This window comes from Moraxella nasovis (genome assembly GCF_022701215.1).
In the GTDB taxonomy this organism is placed as follows: Bacteria; Pseudomonadota; Gammaproteobacteria; order Pseudomonadales; family Moraxellaceae; genus Moraxella; species Moraxella nasovis.
Window position 1 is genome coordinate 961,653 of sequence record NZ_CP089976.1, and the last position, 18,495, is coordinate 980,147.

The window sequence follows — 18,495 nt, forward strand, 5'->3', positions numbered from 1 at the left end:
GGTAAGCCATTAAGCTAAACCGTTAAAAGACACCACCTAATTGATTTGGGTGGTGTTTTTTCGTGCGTCAAAAGCCATAAAAAATTCACAAAAAAGCACACTTTCGTGTTGATTGTATTTGCAAAATAGCTGTGCTATGATGATCCGACACCTTTGGTGGCGTCTAACTTTTATGGATTTTAAAGGACTTAATATGAAAAAACTCAGCATTGCTATACTAACTACCACTTTGGCAGTAACAGGCTGTACGACAGTAGCCGATTTATCAGGTTATAATTCATCAGCACTTAATGCTAAAGCTGTCTCACAATACCAACAAATCCTTAACGAATCCCGCATTGACACCACTTCAGCGATTGCTAAAAAAGTGCAACGTGCCTTTCATCGCCTAAGACCTTATGCTGATGCAGCAAACCAAACAGGCATAAAGTTTGATTGGCAAATGTCAGTTATCCACTCTGATATAGAAAATGCGTGGGCTATGCCGGGCGGCAAAATGGCATTTTATACAGGGCTTGCCAAAGCACACAACCTAACCGAAAGCGAGATTGCAGCGATTGTAGGTCATGAGATGGCACACGCCATACTAGAGCACAGTAAAAAACAAGTCGGTAGTAAAATGCTATCGGGTATCGCCATGCAGCTTGGTTCTGCAGCAATCCAAGCCAAGACAGGATATAGCACCGAAACGATTAACCTAGGGGCAAGCATTCTGCACCAATACGGTCTTGATATGCCCTACTCTCGTCATCACGAATACGAAGCGGACGCCTTAGGTATGCAGCTGATGGCTCAAGCAGGCTACAACCCTGCCGATGCCATCAATGTATGGAGAAAGATGAACGCCAAAGATTCAAGTCGTAACACGGTTATTGGCAACATCATGTCAACCCACCCTAATAATGACAAGCGTATCATAGCAATGCAAAAGCTACTTCCCCAAAACCGTGCCATCTACGAAGCTGCCATTAAAAGACGCTAAGGCAAGGATTTATAGATGCGATTTATCAACACCGCTAATTAAGCGGTGTTTTGATTATCTGATATCATTAGCAAAGTATGCCCCAAAACTGCTATAATGAGTAAAAATTAAGAAAATAGGTGTATTATGAACACTATGATTCAGCAGTTTTTACCCATGTTTTTTGTCACCCTTGTGGTTTTTGCCCTATTCTTTTTATTCATGGGCATTGGCTATCTTGTCAAGAAAAAACCCCTAAAAGGCTCATGTGGCGGTGTGGCAACCTTGATGGGCGATGAATATTGCCAATTTTGTGGCAACGACCCTAATAAGTGCGAAAGCCAAATCGCCAACGCTGCTAAAGTCAGCAAAAAAGCCGCATCACTTGCTAAGAAAGCCTAGCTATTGCTGTGATACATAAGCCTGCCATTCCACTGACGCTGTTTTTTGCAGGGCTTATTTTTACCGCTGCCAACATGCGTTCGCCCATCGTCATGCTTGGATCAGTCTCGCCCATGCTGTCGGCAGATTTTGGTATGAATGCCGCTGCCATCGGCTATCTTGGGGCGTTGCCCATGCCACTATTTGCCATAGGCTCACTCATCGCTCCATATTTGGCTAAGCGGTTTGGCATTGAGATGATGATGATTTGTATGACACTACTTTTAGCAGTTGGTGTGGCGACTCGCTCATGGTCAGGCATTGGCTTATTATTTATTGGCACACTCATTTTATCGCTTGCCATCGGTATTTTAAACGCTCTTAGTGCACCTTTTATCAAAAAACACATCGGCTCGCATATTGCACTTGCCACAGGGGTTTTTAGCCTAAGTCTATCAGTCATTGCAGGGCTAGGAGCGTGGGCTGTTGTGCCAATGTCGCACGCATTGACATGGCAGCTGTCGCTTAGTCTTTGGGCGGTATTTAGCGTGATTGCAGCGGTAATTTGGCTTATCACCCACCAAAAATCCAAAATCAAACATTCTGCCACGCCTGCTATGGCACATCAGCATTTTAAGCAATTTAACCCATGGAAAGCTGCCCAAGCATGGCAAATGGCTGTTTTTCTAGGCTTGCAGTCGCTCATGTTCTACTGGGCGGCAAGTTTTTTAACTTCCGTAGGCATCGGCTATGGGCTAAGCCTTGAACAGGCGACAGGCTTAATGCTTGCTTTTCAGTTGGTCGCTCCTTTTGCTATTTTATTATTAACCTATCTCATTAAGCGAGATTTCCCCACGCAGATTTTTGCACTATTGTGTGCGATATTAAATGCCACAGGTGTAGCAGGCTTGCTGTGGCTACCAGACTATCTGTATCTTTGGTCAGGCATGATGGGCTTTGGCGGAGCGGCGACATTTACGCTTGTGCTGATGATGTTTTCTTTGCGGACGAGCAGTTTTGAGACCGCTCGAGATTTATCAGGCATGGCTCAGGCGGTCGGTTATTTGATTGCCACACTTGGTCCTTTACTGCTTGGGCTATTATTTGAGAAAATGGGCGATTGGCACTTGCCACTGATGGTGTTATTAGGGCTAATGATTGTGAATATCCCCATGGGTTTTTTGGCAGCTCGTAGCCAAAAAATTGACTCAGCACAAAGCTAAGCTACCATGTCAATATAGCAATCAATGCGACCAATCTGACATACCACACCCTATCATTACCATCTTTGGGTAAAATACTTACTAAATACTTACCAAATCCATACTTATCATCGCTTCTTGTATGTATTTTTATCAATCGTTTTGTTTGTCGCGGTGTTCATGATAAACTACTTGTCAATTTTATAATCTCTTTTAAGGCATAGCATGCGATTAGACAAATTTTTAAGTAAAGCGACCGAATTATCCCGAAGTGATGCCAAAAAAGTCTTGCACCGTGGCGAGATTACCGTAAACGATGAAATCATCAAAGATGGCAGCCGTCATATTGACGTGGCAAATGACGAAGTACTGTGGGCAGGAGAATCGCTGTCTGTGGCAGATGGCAATCGTTATTTATTGCTTTATAAGCCTGAAGGGTTTGAATGCTCGCTTAAGCCTAAAGAGCACCCAAGCGTCGTTGATCTCATTGCTGTGCCAGAAGTAGCAAGCTTACGCATGGCAGGAAGGCTTGATGTAGACACCACAGGGGCATTAATACTCTCAGATGATGGCAAATTTTTACACCGAGTAACCAGCCCTAAACGTCATGTTGCCAAAACATATCAGATTACGCTTGCCGACCCTATGAGCGATGAATTGCAACAAAAGGCAATTCATGACGTCGCTAAAGGCATATTATTAGAAGGCGAAACCCAAAAAACTTGCCCTGCCAAACTGTCATTTACCGACGAGACACACGCCACGCTGGTACTCACTGAAGGCAAATACCATCAAGTCAAACGCATGATGGCGTACTTTGGTAATAAAGTTATCGAGTTACACCGAGCAAATATCGGCACAATCAACCTTGATGGTCTTGAAAAAGGGGAGTGTCGCTTTTTGACCGATGATGAGATTGAACAATTTTAAACACGAACGAGAAAGCCAACTATGATAAAACACCTAAAACTTAGCCAACTTTTACTTGCCATAAGCATTAGCCTAGCAAGCAGCAGCCTATTTGCTAAAGACGTGGATACAGCGGTCACAAATATCCGCCAAGTGCTTAGCCAAGCTCTGCCAAGTCATACCAATTTTAGCATTAGTCCAAGTCCGATTGCCGATTTATACACAGTCAATAGCCCAAATGGGGGCGAATCCATCTTAATTACCAAAAATGCTGATTATGCTATCTTAGGCAACATCGAAAATAACCCAAGTGATAGCGTAGCCATTACTGCTGATACAGCGGGCGAAAGTGGCACGCCTGTCAGTGATGCTTATAAGTCTGATTTACTTGCAAATATGGCTGATCTAAAAAACATCGATGATAATACCGTCTTTTATCATACAAGCATTGATAGCTTGCTGTGGGGTATATCAGGTTTTGGTGGCACGCCTTTTTTGGTGAGCAAAGATGCACGCCATTTCATTAATGGTGAAATTTCTGCTGTTGTAGATGGGAAATTTACAGGATTAGACGCCGACTTTGAACAGCGTAAAAACCGCCATGTCTTAAGCCGCCTTGATACCAAAGAGCTTATCATCTACCCTGCTAAGACAGAAAAAGCCGTGCTATATGTTGCAACAGACATCAACTGCCCTTACTGCCGAGTTTTTCACCAAAAAATCGGTGATCTTAATGCCAAAGGGGTCACTATTAAAGTTATCGGCTATCCCATATATGACGAATCTATCGAGCCTATGCGTCAAATCTGGTGCGAATCTGATAATGCCAAGCGTGCCGCCCTGCTCAATCTTGCTATGAAAGACATCGCACCAAAAGCACAATGCCAAGGCAATGAAAACCACTTAGCACCAAACCAAACGATTGCTCAGGGTCTGGCAATTTTTGCCACACCAGCCATCTATACTGAGCAAGGTACTCTTGTAACAGGCTTATAAACCACGTTAAAGTCGCCCTTGTTGGCGACTTTTTATTGCAAGCTAAATCGTCAAATATTTTGGTAAAATTTGAACAAATACAGCAAATTAGCTTGATTATTTGCCAAAGACCACCATGTATAAGGATATTTTGGCAACTAATTGACTTAACTTGGATAAAAAATGAGTAAAGATTTTTATAGTGTGCTTGGTGTAGATAAATCAGCAGACGAAAAAGAAATTAAAAAAGCCTATCGTCGTCTGGCGATGAAATATCACCCAGATAAAAACCCTGACGACCCCACCGCAGAAGAAAAATTTAAAGAAGCAACCACTGCTTATGAAGTGCTCGGCGATAAAGAAAAGCGTGCTGCTTATGATCGCATGGGTCATGCCGCCTTTGAGCAAGGCATGGGTAATGGCGGTTTTGGCGGTGGTTTTGGTAATGCTGACTTTAGCGATATCTTCGGTGATATCTTTGGCGGAGCTTTCGGTGGTAGCAGTGGCGGCGGCTTTGGTGACTTTTTTGGTGGTGGCAGATCACGCAGTCGTGCCCAAAAAGGCAGCGACCTACTCTATAAAATCACCCTAACCTTAGAAGAAGCTGCAAAAGGCTGTAAAAAAGAGATCAGCTTTAGCTCATCGGTAACTTGTGACACGTGCCACGGCAAAGGGGCAAAATCTGATGCTGACATCAGCACCTGTAGCACCTGTCATGGACATGGTCAAGTACGCATGCAGCAGGGCTTTTTTGCAGTACAGCAGACTTGCCCAGACTGCCACGGTACAGGCAAGCAAATCAAAAATCCTTGCCCAGACTGCCACGGTACAGGTAAACAGCAACAAAGACAGACTTTGGAAGTCTCCATTCCAGCTGGCGTAGATAATGGCGATCGTGTCCGTCTAGCAGGTAAAGGCGAAGCAGGCGATGCAGGCATGCCAAGTGGCGATTTATTTGTTGAAGTGGTGGTGCAGCCGCACAGCACCTTTACACGAAATGGCTCAGATTTACATGTCGATGTGCCAACTAACATCGCTTTAGCAACGCTTGGTGGCGAGATTGAAGTTCCTACACTAGATGGACGAGTCAAGCTAAAAATCCCCGAAGGCACCCAAAGTGGCAAGACTTTTCGCATACGCAATAAAGGCGTCTCAAGTGTGCGTGGCAATTTCCAAGGGGATTTATTGTGCCGCATTGTGGTTGAAACGCCAACCAACTTATCTAGCCAACAAAAAGACCTACTGCGTCAATTTGGCAACACCCTAAACGATAAAAATGGCGGTGCTGCCAAACAAAAAGGGTTTTTTGACAAGCTTAAAGATGAAGTCAAAGATATGTTTGACTAATCCGACCTAAAGCACGATATAATCGTGCTTTTTTATGACACAAAATTAGGCTATAATCACAAAGATTTAAGTTAAATAATGCAAGGATTTTTATGAGCATCACTCAAATTGGCATCATGGGTGCATCTGGACGCATGGGAAGAATGCTTTTAGAGGCCGTCCATAACAACCCATCAGCTAAACTGGCAGGAGCGTTCGTTCGCCCTATATCTAGCCTCATCGGTGTGGATTCAGGCGAATTTATTGGGATAGATCGTAGCGGTGTCACACTTGACACCTTAGATGTAAGTGGCGTTGATGTCTTAATTGACTTTAGCTTGCCTGAAGCCTTAGACGACGTGCTTTCTCAGTGCATATCACACAAAAAACCGCTCATCATGGGTGTCACAGGGTTAAGCTGTGAAGATGAAGCCAAGCTTAACCAAGCAAGTAAAGACATTGCCATCGTCTATGCAGGTAACTACTCTACTGGGGTTAATTTATCCTTAAATCTGCTAAGCACCACCGCCAAAGTGCTTGGGCTTGATGCAGATGTTGAGATTATCGAACACCATCATAAGCATAAGATTGACGCACCAAGTGGCACTGCCTTAATGATGGCAAACGCAGTTGCTAAAGCTCGCAATCAAAGCCTAAAAACCGCCTTAGTGCATGGACGCCACGGCAGTGCCAAACGCCAAGCTGGTGATATCGGTATGCACGCCATTCGAGGTGGCGAGATTATCGGCGAACACACCGTAGAATTTATCATGGACGGTGAGATTATCCAAATCACCCATAAGGCTGCCAGTCGCATGACTTTCGCATCAGGTGCGGTGCGTGCTGCCATCTGGGCAAGTCAGCAGCCTGCAGGACTGTATGATATGCAAGATGTGCTTGGGCTAAAGCAAACTTAATCTAAAAGCCCCATAAAACCTAACGCCTGCTTTGGGATAAAATCGGTTCTAAAGCGGCGTTTTTTATGATCAAAATCCAAAAATCCGATATGACCGCCATGCTTAGTATTAAGCAGTGTCACGCTTTTAGAAACGTCAGTTGGCTCGGCAATCACGCCTAAAAACGGATCGTCTTTTGCTGTAATAATAAGCACAGGTTTGACAATCTGACTTAACCAAGGCAAAGAAGACGCTTGGCGATAATAGTCATTTTTTGAGCAAAAGCCGTGGCGAGGGGCGGTAAAGGCGTTATCAAAATCGCCGATGTATTTTGCAGATTTTAACGCAGTTACTTCTACATCTGTTAAACGATTTTCTAAGGCTTTTTTAATGATGGGATTTAGCAGATAAGGCGTATAAATATGCCGTCCGATAAATCGCTGCATGGCAACAGAACTGCTTGCCAAATCAACAGGAGCACTGATAACGACTGCCGTCTTTGCAATGGCTTTATCGGCATACTCGCCCATGTACTTAGCCAAGGCGTTACCGCCAAGCGACACACCCATCGCATGAATGGTTTGATAACAGCTTTGTAACATACTTAGATAGTGATGCACTTCTTTGGTGTCGCCTGCGTTATAAAACACTTCGCCACTCACACGCACACCACCACACGAACGAAAATGAGCCACCACAAAATGATGGCCTGCCGCATGGATAAATTCTGCCAGATTTTTTGCATAATGACTTTGGCTTGAGCCTTCCATACCATGAAACAGCACCACCACAGGCTTTTTATAACGTCCCTGTTCGTCTTTTTCATCTGCCACAGGCAAAAAATCAAACGCCACATCACTCTCACCCAGCGAATCTTTTAGTAGCTCTCGTTCATATTGGGGCTGATATTTCACCACAAACTTTGGTAAAATCGTCTGTAAATGTGGGTTTTTTAGCCAAAATGGCGGTCTAAACGACTGATTTTTCATGATAATTATTCCATTAAAGATACTTCTAATGACTCTAACTCACCCATTAATTCAAGCAAGGCTTCTTCGCCATCATTAATTTGCTTTTGTAATTGCGACTGCTGGCCAAGCAGATCTAGCAGTTTTTCTTTATTGATGTCATCGTATAACGACTGATCAGATAGACGCTCTTCAATATCAGATAATGCTTCTGTGCTTTTTTGAACGACTGCTTCAAGCTCATCAATCTTTTTACGAATGGGGGCTGTGGTCTTACGAATCTGAGCATTATGCTTGCGACGCTCTTCTTTTGATAAAGCTTGTGTGTCACTTGATGGCGGTTTTTCGTTGGCTTGATTTGTCTTTTTTTGAAGCTTTATTTGTCTTAAATGCTCAGTATAGTCTGCCATATCGCCTGTAAACTCAGTAACCTTGCCATCTGCCACAAGTACCAGCTGATCGCATACTGCCATAATAAGATTACGATCGTGCGACACCAAGATTAACGCTCCTTTAAAATCTTGCAACGCTAACATCAGTGCATTTCGCATCTGCAAATCAAGGTGGTTGGTCGGCTCATCAAGCACAAGAACGTTAGGACGCTGCCAAACAATGAGTGCCAAGGTTAATCTTGCTCTTTCGCCACCAGAGAATAATCGGCTAATCGTATCAATTTTATCCCCCTGAAAGCCAAATGACCCTAAAAATGCTCGCAACTGAGCATCTGATGTCTGCCCAGCCAGACGTCGTAACATCGTCAAAGGCGTTGCTTCATTATCCAAAGCATCCATCTGGTGCTGATTAAAGTAGCCTAATTTTAGCGTCAAAGAGACTTTTCGCACACCACTCATGATAGGCAAATCCCCAACTAAAGCCTTCATTAAGGTGGATTTACCTGCACCATTCGCTCCAAGCACACCCAAGCGAACCTCGGGGGTAATTTGCAAGTTTACCTTGCTAAGCAATGGCTTATCGTAGCCGATTTGGGCGTTTTCAAGCGTCATTAATGGGCTTGCCATGTGGCTTGGCGGATAAAACTCAAAGCCAAAACCGCTATCTGCCATCACAGGGGCAAGCTTGGTCATGGCAGACAGCTGCTTAATCCGACTTTGGGCTTGCTTTGCCTTGGTGGCTTTGGCACGAAATCGGCGAATATAGTCTTCTAGATGAGCCCGAGTTTCCTGCTGTTTTTGGTAAGCTTGCTGCTCTTGGGCAAGCCTTTGGGAGCGAGTTTGAATAAATTGGCTATAATTACCTGAGTATAAAGTAATTTTTGCCTGTTCAATGTGTAAAATATGGCTACACACCGCATCTAAGAATGCTTGGTCATGACTGATAACCAGCACCAGCCCATCAAACTTTAAAATCCATTCTTCAAGCCATAAAATTGCATCTAAATCCAAATGGTTGGTCGGCTCATCTAATAACAGCACATCTGCACGGTTCATTAACGTACGAGCCAGATTTAACCGCATTCGCCAACCACCTGAAAAGTCAGCCACGCACCTGCCATGATCTGCCTCACTAAAGCCAAGCCCAGCTAAAATCTGAGCCGCTTTAGCTGAAGTACGAAATCCATCAATCTCATCAAATCGTTGGTATAATTTCGCGATTTGTTCATTGTCTTGCTCATCGTAGGCTTGTATTTTTGTATAAATATCATGCCACTCAGCATCGCCAGACAGCACATAATCTAAGGCGGTTAAGTGTGTTGCCATCACTTCTTGTGCCATATGGGCGATTTGCCAATCAGCTGGCATCTGGTGTTGACCTGCATCTAACCCGTGTTCGCCAAGCAATACAGCAAATAAGGTGGATTTGCCTGCACCATTATTACCCGTCAAGCCAATCTTTTGGGACTTATGCAGCTGAAAATTCACATCAGAAAATAGCAGTTTACCATCTCGCCGAACCGCAGCATCTTTAAACTCAATCACAAACACGTCCTGACAATAAAAACCGCTATTATAACAAACTTAACTCTTGTATAATGTAAAAACAATCCCATTATATTACAGTTATTACAACTTAAAATACAGGTTTTATTATGTTTAATGCAATGAACCTAACACAAAATGCCGCCAAAAAAATCTCAAAACTTAAGGCAGCTGAAGGCAATGATAATCTTATGCTTCGGGTGTATGTCACAGGGGGAGGATGCTCGGGGTTTTCTTATGGTTTTGATTTTGCAGAAGAAATTGAAGACGACGACGCCACCTTTACAACCGATGACGCCATACTGGTCGTAGATAGTCTAAGCTATCAGTATCTGCACGGCTCTACTATTGATTATACCGAAGGATTAGAAGGCTCTCGCTTTATTGTCAATAACCCTAACGCCACCACGACCTGTGGCTGTGGCTCGTCATTTTCTATCTAAACTCACTAAGCGATATGCCACACATATCTAGATTATGCCAAGTCAAATAAATACTTAATTTGGCTAAAGTTTGGCACACCAATGCCCACGCTTGATTTTATCGCTTAACTAAGCCTTGTGATTATCGCAGCTTAAAATAAACACATCAAATAAAATCACAGCCTTATCATAACTTACTTTTATAAGCACAATAGCCCACAACACTTACTCAGTATGAATAACCACTCGATTATAATGATAAGCTTATAGGTGATGACATCTAGCCTAAAACAACTTTTTACATTTTATAAAAAACACCCCAAAAGTATCTAACTTTTGGCAGATCTTTGTTTTTGTTGTGTTTCATCAAAAAATAACACCAAATTTATTTATCTTTTATTTCCTTGTCTTATTCTATTGCCCATGCTTTTGCTTTAATTTCTAAGTGCTGACAAATAACAGCCGAATTATCTGATTGACACGCATTTCTGTCTTGTGGGGTGTTGTGCTGTTTGATGGCATCTAATACATCACCATCAAAAAACATACTCAAATCATCGTGGGCTTTTTTTTCTTGCCCTTGCTTGTAGAATATTGGGGTTGGTGGCTGGTTTTGCTGTACTAAAATCAAAATCTTTATCGTGTTGGTATACCAACACTATCTTGCATTTTTATATTCCTTTTGTTGGGATTTGTTTGGAGTTCTTGGATAACAAGCGTGATTGTCATGTTAATCATGATATCATTATTTACCATCATTACAAACCAAATCAGCCTATCTTGCACCGTCTGCATGGAGCGATCTACTATAAAAATCGTAAGTGATATGCTATACTCAGTATGCCGATACCATAAATAAAAAGCACAAATAAAAAAACGGATAAGACCATGATAATTGACCTACCCCCACACATAGAACAAGCCATCATCGCCAAAGCACAGCAGCAAGGCTTGAGCGTCAACGAGTTATTAACTAAGTTTGCCAAAGAACCACCTAGAACATTACTGATTGATACTTTAAATAATATGCCAAATCGTAGTTATTTAGGCGATGGGCTAGACATTCAAAGGCAGCTGCGTCATGAATGGGATTAAATATTTATTAGATACTTGTTTTATTATTGAGTTTTACAATGGCAATAAGCAAGTTTTGGATATTATCCAAGCAAAACAGATAGAACTTACAGAGTGTGTAATCAGCCCTATTAACCGCATGGAAGTTTTGGGGTTTTCGCAATTAAGCAAAGACGATGAAAATAATTTAAACTGGCTATTAGATAGCCTTAAGTCATTACCCATCAATAGAGCCATAGAAAATAAAGCGATTGATTTGCGACAACGCCATAAAATTAAATTACCTGATTGCATTGTGCTAGCCACCGCCCTAAATTATCAAATACAGCTTTTAAGTTTAGATGATGGGCTGATGAATAAGTATTATAAGGAGTTAAACCATGATAATTGACCTTCCCACACATAGAACAAGCCATCATTGTAAGGCAGAACAACAGGGCTTGAGCGTCAACGAGCTATTAACTAATTTTGCCAAAGATGATATAGACATCAATGATGATATTTGGCTAGAACTGGATAAGCATGGTTTAAATCCAAACGGTGCAAATTTACGCCTAAATAAACGCCAAGCCATGCAGATTATAGAGTTATTGGAAAATCCCCCACCGCCGAACCCTATCATGCGTGAATTATTGGGACTGGGCGAACGCATGATAAAAGGGGATAAAATCAATGTTTGAGCTATTGGGCAAGTAGGTAGGTTGGGTAGAAGTATGACACCGAGCATTTAAAAGCGTTGGGTATCGCTTTGGTATAAATACAAAAGTTGGGGCTTACAATCCTGACTAAAGCCTACGATAGCTTTAAAAACAAATTCAAAATTCAATGGTCGTAATGACATTCGTTTAAAAGACTGTGCATGCCTCATAAAGAACACCCCAAAGCTTAGTTGTCTAACTTTTGGGGTGTTTTGCAATATTGGGGCTTTTATCAGTAATAGAGTTGTCAGTAATAGAGTTATCAGTAATAGAGTTTTTCAAATCATCTCACAGCTAGGCAATTTAAAAGGTGGGTGAACCTATCGCCAACAACCTGATTTCATCGTCTAATCGTTGATAGTGCAAAATCATCTCGCTGGTTTTATCACCGTCATTACCCACATAGTACGGCACACCAATGTGATAATGCCATAAACAATACTTTTGAGCAAAAGCAAAATCATCTCTTTGGCGTTTGGTACGGACGGTAGGCGGTATTGATGACTTGTTTCGTCCTTGTAGCCCTTTTAAGCCGTGCTGCCTTGCGTGTTTGATAAAATCCAATATCGCTTGGCGTGCTTGGTCATTTAAAGTTGAGAACTGCTTTTTAAAATGGTGTGAAAATACAACATTCATGGGTTCTTTAACCATTTATCCATACTGTCTAGGTCGGTCAATGCCCAGTCTGGCACTTCTACAAAACCGCTGTCAATGGACTGCTTAAGCTCGTCGCTATCAAACAAAGCAGGCTCATAACTTTCTATCGCCTTGGTAATCAGCTCAATCTCGCTCATGCCGTATAAAGCGGCTTTTTTGCTAATGATGTGTTGGTAGGATATGGGCAAATCAAACATCGCTACTTCCCTAAAATAAATGGTTATTTGGCATTGTAATCGTGACTAAAATTTTTGTCAAATAAAGCATCATCTTAACAGGTGAGATGCTTATCCTATAATGACGTAAATTTTAATCGGTTTATGTTCTGTTTTCTTATCCATCATGACTTAATTTTCAACTTTCAAAAAACAGGGCTTATGAACCAAACCCAACAGATAAACTATAAAAAAACCACCCCCGAACTTCGGAGGTGGTTGGTGTAGCTTGTGGTATCAGGGCATCATTAGATGATTTGAGTGATGTCTTGGTGGATATATACCCACTGATCAGCACTGCTAATCACATAGACATTATAATCACCTTCTTTACCCATAGGTGTCCAGGCTAGATTAGAACCGTTTGAGTTATCATCTAGGTTGTTATTACCAGTACCTAGTTCAACAATATCCAATGAATCACCAGTGATGTACAGCTTGTTCGACTCATTGTTAACCAAATCGCTTAGTGTAACTTTTAGCATCTGCTTACCATCGGCTGTCATATCGACATTCTCGAAGTTGCTGAAGTTCTTCATTTCAAAGGTTTTGTCTTCGGTACCTGTTAGCTTCAGCGTATCAGTGCCGATACCGCCATCCATACGCATGGCTTGTGAGTTGGTTGCTGGGCTATAGATATCATTTAGACTAACGGTATCATCGCCAGCACCCATATCAACCAAACCGCGAACCGCCCAACCTGTGATGGTAAGTTGGTCGTTACCTTCACCTGCTAACACTTGGATATCTGCAGTACTATCACTGGTAGTACCTACTGAACCTAGATTATTCAAGGTGATGACATCGTCGCCGGTGCCAGTATCCATAATGGTTTTCTTAGCAGAGTTTCCGACATTGTAGAATTCACCACTGATAAAGACGCTGTCATTGCCGCCGCCAGTAACCAAGGTATTGTGTACAAAGTCACCTGCAACAATTGTAGTGTCATTACCATCACCAAAGGTGATTGTGCCTTGATTATTGATATAACCACCAACTTTCAGGGTGTTGTCACCATCTCCAAAATCAACGGTTTTATTACCATCAAAGTTGCTTTGAACGATCATGGTGTCATTGCCAGCACCAAATGATAGATTTGAGTTGATGGCAGCGGCAATATATCCATTAACATAAAGCATGTCATGCCCATCAGCCATATCTAGATTAAAGTTACTACCAACTAGAGTGCTAAACACCTCATTGTCAATTTGTACTTTATCGTTACCGGCTCCAGTTGTCCAAGTATAGTTAGCATCTGGTGCTAGGAACATACCACGAACATGGATAAAGTCGTCACCTGCGCCAGTGTCAATATTTGGCGATCTATTAGGGTTTCTAAATGATGCACTATTTTCATTTGACATGACGCCATTTAGAGGTAATCCAGTAGTTCCCGCAGTGGTAAAGTCATTAAAGTACTCCATACCAATGATTAGCGTATCATTGCCAGCAGTTGCAGTCAAACCACTGTTAGCAGCAGTTGCAACACTTTGAATTACGCCATCGCGATAGCCATCATCATAGCCACCATTGCTGTTTGCATATGAACGGTTGCCAATACCTGTACCTGTCGCAGTTGTATCCGGACCTTGCTCAAGGTTGTAATCTGTTAATAGGTTACGAATCATATTAACTTTTTGTGTGTTGACATTACCTGCTGCATCAACAATGGTAAGCTCAAGGCCATTCACATCACGATGGTTAAAGCCAGGAGTTTTAACCTCATACACGCCAGGGCTAGTCTCGGTAACGGTTGCCGGTCTAGTTTCAGTACCTACCTTGTAGGTAGCTGACAGAGTTGCACCCACTTCTGAGTTATCACGAGCTGTAAAGGTGATAGATTCAATACCCTTTGTTGACTCGTTGTAAGTGGTACCAGTTACCTGCATTGCTTCTACCATAGTATCCAAACGGAAGGTATGGCTTTGGGTAGCTGTCACTGCACCGTCTGTCAATAGCTCGATTTCATACTCATAGTCAGTGCCATAAGTTTGCTCTAGCTCAGCTTCAGTGTATTCAAAGTCTTTGCCAGTGGTTGCAGTCAATACTTCCTCAGCATTGGTACGAACGCCGTTCACGATCGTGTAACGAGTCACAACAACTTGTTGACCTGTTGCCAGCGCCTTATCTAGCGAGAAGTTTAGAGTTGGCGTGGTATCGTTGGTTAAGCCAGTCGCTAGACTCACTGCTTTATCGCCATTACCAGATTTGACATCGCCCACGTATGGCTTGGTATCCTTATTTGGATAGAAGTTTTGGGCGTTTTGCGTCTCATCGGTTAGGTTATCGGCTAGTTTGATGCCTGTAATGGTTTTTGCTTTGACAGGAGCAACAGAAGTATCCTTAATCGTTACTTCATTGCCTTTGCCGTTAACTACCACTTTGACAGTTTCATCGCCTTCGGTGGTCTTATCATTTTTGATTGGCGTGGTTACTTCAATCGTTTGAACACCTGGTTTGATGGTTAATTGATTGCCATTTTTGGTTACGCCATCTTTTACTGGGTTGCCTTGGTTGTCTTTACCAACGAACGATTGCTTGGTTAGATCAAAGTCACCATTATTGGCTTTACCTTTTGTATTGCCTTCACCATTTTCAATGGTCGGCGCAGGGATACTACCGCCATTGTTATTAGTTAGCTTAATAGTTGTGATTAGGTTTGTACCTTCATCTGCACCTTTTTCTGCATTTGGCGTGTTTGGTTTAGTCACTACTGCATCACTGCCATCGGCAACAGCAGTACCTGACGCATCATTACCTGCATTACCGCTGCTGGTTGTTGATGGATTGTTTTTGTCATCAGTACCAGTGGCAGTCACTTTGCTACCATCTTTCACAGAATCTTGTGGGATAGTGATCTTACCAGTCGCCTTGTCAATGGTTGCACCAGTGTTATCTTTATCATCTAGCGTCCAACCATCTTTGCCTTTGGTTGCTGTGATGGTGTGTGATTTACCAGCTTCATCAGTAAAGATAACTTTATTGGTTTTGTTATCAGCACCTGGGGTAACAGTCACAGAGCCATCAGTAGTGCTTGGTGTGATGGTAGGAGCGTCTGCGGTGTTGTCTACTGGGGTATCTTTACCTGCATTACCGCTGCTGGTTGTTGATGGATTGTTTTTGTCATCAGTACCAGTGGCAGTCACTTTGCTACCATCTTTGATGGCGTCTTGTGGGATAGTGATCTTACCAGTCGCCTTGTCAATGGTTGCACCAGTGTTATCTTTATCATCTAGCGTCCAACCACCATCTTTGCCTTTGGTTGCTGTGATGGTGTGTGGTTTACCAGCTTCATCAGTAAAGATAACTTTATTGGTGACGTTATCAGCACCTGGGGTAACAGTCACAGAGCCATCAGTAGTGCTTGGTGTGATGGTAGGAGCGTCTGCGGTGTTGTCTACTGGGGTATCTTTACCTGCATTACCGCTGCTGGTTGTTGATGGATTGTTTTTGTCATCAGTACCAGTGGCAGTCACTTTGCTACCATCTTTGATGGCGTCTTGTGGGATAGTGATCTTACCAGTCGCCTTGTCAATGGTTGCACCAGTGTTATCTTTATCATCTAGCGTCCAACCACCATCTTTGCCTTTGGTTGCTGTGATGGTGTGTGGTTTACCAGCTTCATCAGTAAAGATAACTTTATTGGTGACGTTATCAGCACCTGGGGTAACAGTCACAGAGCCATCAGTAGTGCTTGGTGTGATGGTAGGAGCGTCTGCGGTGTTGTCTACTGGGGTATCTTTACCTGCATTACCGCTGCTGGTTGTTGATGGATTGTTTTTGTCATCAGTACCAGTGGCAGTCACTTTGCTACCATCTTTGATGGCGTCTTGTGGGATAGTGATCTTACCAGTCGCCTTGTCAATGGTTGCACCAGTGTTATCTTTATCATCTAGCGTCCAACCATCTTTGCCTTTGGTTGCTGTGATGGTGTGTGGATTACCAGCTTCATCAGTAAAGATAACTTTATTGGTGACGTTATCAGCACCTGGGGTAACAGTCACAGAGCCATCAGTAGTGCTTGGTGTGATGGTAGGAGCGTCTGCGGTGTTGTCTACTGGGGTATCTTTACCTGCATTACCGCTGCTGGTTGTTGATGGATTGTTTTTGTCATCAGTACCAGTGGCAGTCACTTTGCTACCATCTTTGATGGCGTCTTGTGGGATAGTGATCTTACCAGTCGCCTTGTCAATGGTTGCACCAGTGTTATCTTTATCATCTAGCGTCCAACCACCATCTTTGCCTTTGGTTGCTGTGATGGTGTGTGGTTTACCAGCTTCATCAGTAAAGATAACTTTATTGGTGACGTTATCAGCACCTGGGGTAACAGTCACAGAGCCATCAGTAGTGCTTGGTGTGATGGTAGGAGCGTCTGCGGTGTTGTCTACTGGGGTATCTTTACCTGCATTACCGCTGCTGGTTGTTGATGGATTGTTTTTGTCATCAGTACCAGTGGCAGTCACTTTGCTACCATCTTTGATGGCGTCTTGTGGGATAGTGATCTTACCAGTCGCCTTGTCAATGGTTGCACCAGTGTTATCTTTATCATCTAGCGTCCAACCATCTTTGCCTTTGGTTGCTGTGATGGTGTGTGGATTACCAGCTTCATCAGTAAAGATAACTTTATTGGTTTTGTTATCAGCACCTGGGGTAACAGTCACAGAGCCATCAGTAGTGCTTGGTGTGATGGTAGGAGCGTCTGCGGTGTTGTCTACTGGGGTATCTTTACCTGCATTACCGCTGCTGGTTGTTGATGGATTGTTTTTGTCATCAGTACCAGTGGCAGTCACTTTGCTACCATCTTTCACAGAATCTTGTGGGATAGTGATCTTACCAGTCGCCTTGTCAATGGTTGCACCAGTGTTATCTTTATCATCTAGCGTCCAACCATCTTTGCCTTTGGTTGCTGTGATGGTGTGTGGTTTACCAGCTTCATCAGTAAAGGTAACTTTATTGGTTTTGTTATCAGCACCTGGGGTAACAGTCACAGAGCCATCAGTAGTGCTTGGTGTGATGGTAGGAGCGTCTGCGGTGTTGTCGTTCGGTGTTGTGTCTACTGCAGGTACCGTCGCTTCTTTTGGATCTGAACCATCTTTATTTGGTGCAGTCGCAGTTGCAGAAACTTTATCACCTTGTTTTAGTACAGGTACTTCAACTTTATAATTACCATCTTTGTCAGCAGTTACTGTTTGAGTTTTGCCGTTTGGCAAGGTAATAGTAACCTTAGCATTAGGCTCAGTTTTACCTGAAATGACAGTTTTGTCATCTACGCCATCGTTATCACTGTCTTTGTTTTCGGCGGTGATTGATGGGGTAGCGGTTTTAGCTTTTGCGTTCGGTGTTGTGTCTTTATCATCTTTATCACCAGCAACAGCAGCAGCGATAGCACCTGCACCAAGCAATCCACCCACAAGCCATGGCAAGATAGAAGCTTTGGTTTCAATCACACCTGCCCACCAAGGAGATGATAGAGCATTGCCACCTAGGGCTTGACCTTCAATATCACCCATCGCAAGCTGGGTTACATAGTCTGCCACTTCGCCTGTATCTGGGATATAGTAATAAAGCTGACCATCTTCTGCTTGACCGATTAGGGCTGCATTGTCATCTTCATAGAAGTTTTCGATGATCAAATCACTGTCTTGACCCTCATCTTCAAAAGAGATGTGCAAGTCTTTGTTCACACGCTTGGTGACGATGTGGTCAGGACCACGACCATTGGCTTGGTCGATGAATTGGTAATTGACATGTTTGCCAGCTTTGATGGTGGTTGGCTGACCGTCATTGGTTGTCACAGCAATTTGTTGTACGGTTTTTACCGCGTCATTGATTTTTACAATAATGTTTTTCATAGATATTTATCTTATAAAATGA

Annotated in this window: 17 protein-coding genes; 11 read left to right on the forward strand and 6 right to left on the reverse strand. The window is 42.9% G+C overall.

Annotated features, from left to right (window positions below):
• Positions 1–193 precede the first annotated feature (193 nt).
• The 7 genes from LU293_RS04820 to dapB all read left to right on the forward strand — a co-directional run bounded on the left by LU293_RS04820 (position 194) and on the right by dapB (position 6,671).
• Entirely contained in the window at positions 194–982 is a 789-nt protein-coding gene (locus tag LU293_RS04820; protein ID WP_242749489.1) for a M48 family metallopeptidase, read from the forward strand.
• Positions 983–1,108: 126 nt separating this feature from the next.
• Positions 1,109–1,363, forward strand: a complete 255-nt coding sequence (gene nqrM, locus LU293_RS04825; RefSeq protein ID WP_242749491.1) for a (Na+)-NQR maturation NqrM — start codon at positions 1,109–1,111, stop codon at positions 1,361–1,363.
• Positions 1,364–1,371: 8 nt separating this feature from the next.
• Positions 1,372–2,565, forward strand: a complete 1,194-nt coding sequence (locus LU293_RS04830; RefSeq protein WP_242749493.1) for an MFS transporter — start codon at positions 1,372–1,374, stop codon at positions 2,563–2,565.
• Positions 2,566–2,769: 204 nt separating this feature from the next.
• Positions 2,770–3,474, forward strand: coding sequence for a pseudouridine synthase (locus LU293_RS04835; protein ID WP_242749495.1), 705 nt, complete (start codon positions 2,770–2,772; stop codon positions 3,472–3,474).
• 21 nt (positions 3,475–3,495) lie between these two features.
• The gene (locus LU293_RS04840; RefSeq protein ID WP_242749497.1) at positions 3,496–4,449 is read left to right on the forward strand and encodes a thioredoxin fold domain-containing protein; all 954 of its coding nucleotides are present in this window, start codon (positions 3,496–3,498) and stop codon (positions 4,447–4,449) included.
• Positions 4,450–4,611: 162 nt separating this feature from the next.
• On the forward strand, positions 4,612–5,775 hold the full coding sequence (gene dnaJ / locus LU293_RS04845; protein ID WP_242749499.1) for a molecular chaperone DnaJ: 1,164 nt from the start codon (positions 4,612–4,614) through the stop codon (positions 5,773–5,775).
• Between the two features lie 92 nt (positions 5,776–5,867).
• Entirely contained in the window at positions 5,868–6,671 is an 804-nt protein-coding gene (gene dapB, locus LU293_RS04850) for a 4-hydroxy-tetrahydrodipicolinate reductase (protein ID WP_242749501.1), read from the forward strand.
• On the opposite strand, the gene LU293_RS04855 is transcribed toward dapB, so the two are convergent.
• Positions 6,668–7,639, reverse strand: a complete 972-nt coding sequence (locus LU293_RS04855) for a YheT family hydrolase (RefSeq protein ID WP_242749503.1) — start codon at positions 7,637–7,639, stop codon at positions 6,668–6,670. The two genes, dapB and LU293_RS04855, sit on opposite strands and share 4 nt — an antisense overlap.
• A 5-nt stretch (positions 7,640–7,644) precedes the next feature.
• On the reverse strand, positions 7,645–9,555 hold the full coding sequence (locus tag LU293_RS04860) for an ATP-binding cassette domain-containing protein (protein WP_242749505.1): 1,911 nt from the start codon (positions 9,553–9,555) through the stop codon (positions 7,645–7,647).
• A 110-nt stretch (positions 9,556–9,665) separates the two neighbouring features.
• Between LU293_RS04860 and erpA the strand changes: the two genes are divergently transcribed.
• A complete protein-coding gene (erpA, locus tag LU293_RS04865; RefSeq protein ID WP_375540352.1) occupies positions 9,666–9,998 on the forward strand; it encodes an iron-sulfur cluster insertion protein ErpA in 333 nt (110 codons plus the stop codon).
• Positions 9,999–10,386: 388 nt separating this feature from the next.
• Here the strand turns inward: erpA and LU293_RS04870 are convergent, their stop codons facing one another.
• Positions 10,387–10,608 carry a hypothetical protein gene (locus tag LU293_RS04870; protein ID WP_242749507.1) on the reverse strand — a complete coding sequence of 74 codons (222 nt, stop codon included), beginning with the start codon at positions 10,606–10,608 and terminating at the stop codon, positions 10,387–10,389.
• A gap of 257 nt (positions 10,609–10,865) precedes the next feature.
• On the opposite strand from LU293_RS04870, the gene LU293_RS04875 reads away from it, so the two are divergent.
• Genes LU293_RS04875 through LU293_RS04885 form a run of 3 tightly spaced genes read left to right on the forward strand, consistent with a single transcriptional unit; the run spans position 10,866 to position 11,731 of the window.
• Positions 10,866–11,072 carry a hypothetical protein gene (locus LU293_RS04875; RefSeq protein WP_242749509.1) on the forward strand — a complete coding sequence of 69 codons (207 nt, stop codon included), beginning with the start codon at positions 10,866–10,868 and terminating at the stop codon, positions 11,070–11,072.
• Entirely contained in the window at positions 11,059–11,442 is a 384-nt protein-coding gene (locus tag LU293_RS04880; protein ID WP_242749511.1) for a PIN domain-containing protein, read from the forward strand. Before LU293_RS04875 ends, LU293_RS04880 begins: the two co-directional genes overlap by 14 nt.
• Positions 11,432–11,731, forward strand: coding sequence for a hypothetical protein (locus LU293_RS04885; RefSeq protein WP_242749513.1), 300 nt, complete (start codon positions 11,432–11,434; stop codon positions 11,729–11,731). The genes LU293_RS04880 and LU293_RS04885 overlap by 11 nt, the downstream gene beginning before the upstream one ends.
• Positions 11,732–12,052: 321 nt before the next feature.
• Here LU293_RS04885 and LU293_RS04890 read toward each other — a convergent pair whose 3' ends face one another.
• The 3 genes from LU293_RS04890 to LU293_RS04900 form a co-directional block, all read right to left on the reverse strand.
• Positions 12,053–12,385 carry a hypothetical protein gene (locus tag LU293_RS04890; protein ID WP_242749515.1) on the reverse strand — a complete coding sequence of 111 codons (333 nt, stop codon included), beginning with the start codon at positions 12,383–12,385 and terminating at the stop codon, positions 12,053–12,055.
• Entirely contained in the window at positions 12,382–12,603 is a 222-nt protein-coding gene (locus LU293_RS04895) for a hypothetical protein (RefSeq protein WP_242749517.1), read from the reverse strand. Before LU293_RS04895 ends, LU293_RS04890 begins: the two co-directional genes overlap by 4 nt.
• A gap of 266 nt (positions 12,604–12,869) precedes the next feature.
• On the reverse strand, positions 12,870–18,473 hold the full coding sequence (locus LU293_RS04900; protein ID WP_242749519.1) for a hypothetical protein: 5,604 nt from the start codon (positions 18,471–18,473) through the stop codon (positions 12,870–12,872).
• Positions 18,474–18,495 lie beyond the last annotated feature (22 nt).

Bases quoted from the DNA above. Each gene is read 5' to 3' on its own strand.
- LU293_RS04820 (WP_242749489.1), top strand. From the start codon at position 194: ATGAAAAAACTCAGCATTGCTATACTAACTACCACTTTGGCAGTAACA.
- nqrM (WP_242749491.1), top strand. From the start codon at position 1,109: ATGAACACTATGATTCAGCAGTTTTTACCCATGTTTTTTGTCACCCTT.
- LU293_RS04835 (WP_242749495.1), top strand. From the start codon at position 2,770: ATGCGATTAGACAAATTTTTAAGTAAAGCGACCGAATTATCCCGAAGT.
- LU293_RS04840 (WP_242749497.1), top strand. From the start codon at position 3,496: ATGATAAAACACCTAAAACTTAGCCAACTTTTACTTGCCATAAGCATT.
- dnaJ (WP_242749499.1), top strand. From the start codon at position 4,612: ATGAGTAAAGATTTTTATAGTGTGCTTGGTGTAGATAAATCAGCAGAC.
- dapB (WP_242749501.1), top strand. From the start codon at position 5,868: ATGAGCATCACTCAAATTGGCATCATGGGTGCATCTGGACGCATGGGA.
- LU293_RS04855 (WP_242749503.1), bottom strand. From the start codon at position 7,639: ATGAAAAATCAGTCGTTTAGACCGCCATTTTGGCTAAAAAACCCACAT.
- erpA (WP_375540352.1), top strand. From the start codon at position 9,666: ATGTTTAATGCAATGAACCTAACACAAAATGCCGCCAAAAAAATCTCA.
- LU293_RS04875 (WP_242749509.1), top strand. From the start codon at position 10,866: ATGATAATTGACCTACCCCCACACATAGAACAAGCCATCATCGCCAAA.
- LU293_RS04880 (WP_242749511.1), top strand. From the start codon at position 11,059: ATGAATGGGATTAAATATTTATTAGATACTTGTTTTATTATTGAGTTT.
- LU293_RS04885 (WP_242749513.1), top strand. From the start codon at position 11,432: ATGATAATTGACCTTCCCACACATAGAACAAGCCATCATTGTAAGGCA.
- LU293_RS04890 (WP_242749515.1), bottom strand. From the start codon at position 12,385: ATGAATGTTGTATTTTCACACCATTTTAAAAAGCAGTTCTCAACTTTA.
- LU293_RS04895 (WP_242749517.1), bottom strand. From the start codon at position 12,603: ATGTTTGATTTGCCCATATCCTACCAACACATCATTAGCAAAAAAGCC.
- LU293_RS04900 (WP_242749519.1), bottom strand. From the start codon at position 18,473: ATGAAAAACATTATTGTAAAAATCAATGACGCGGTAAAAACCGTACAA.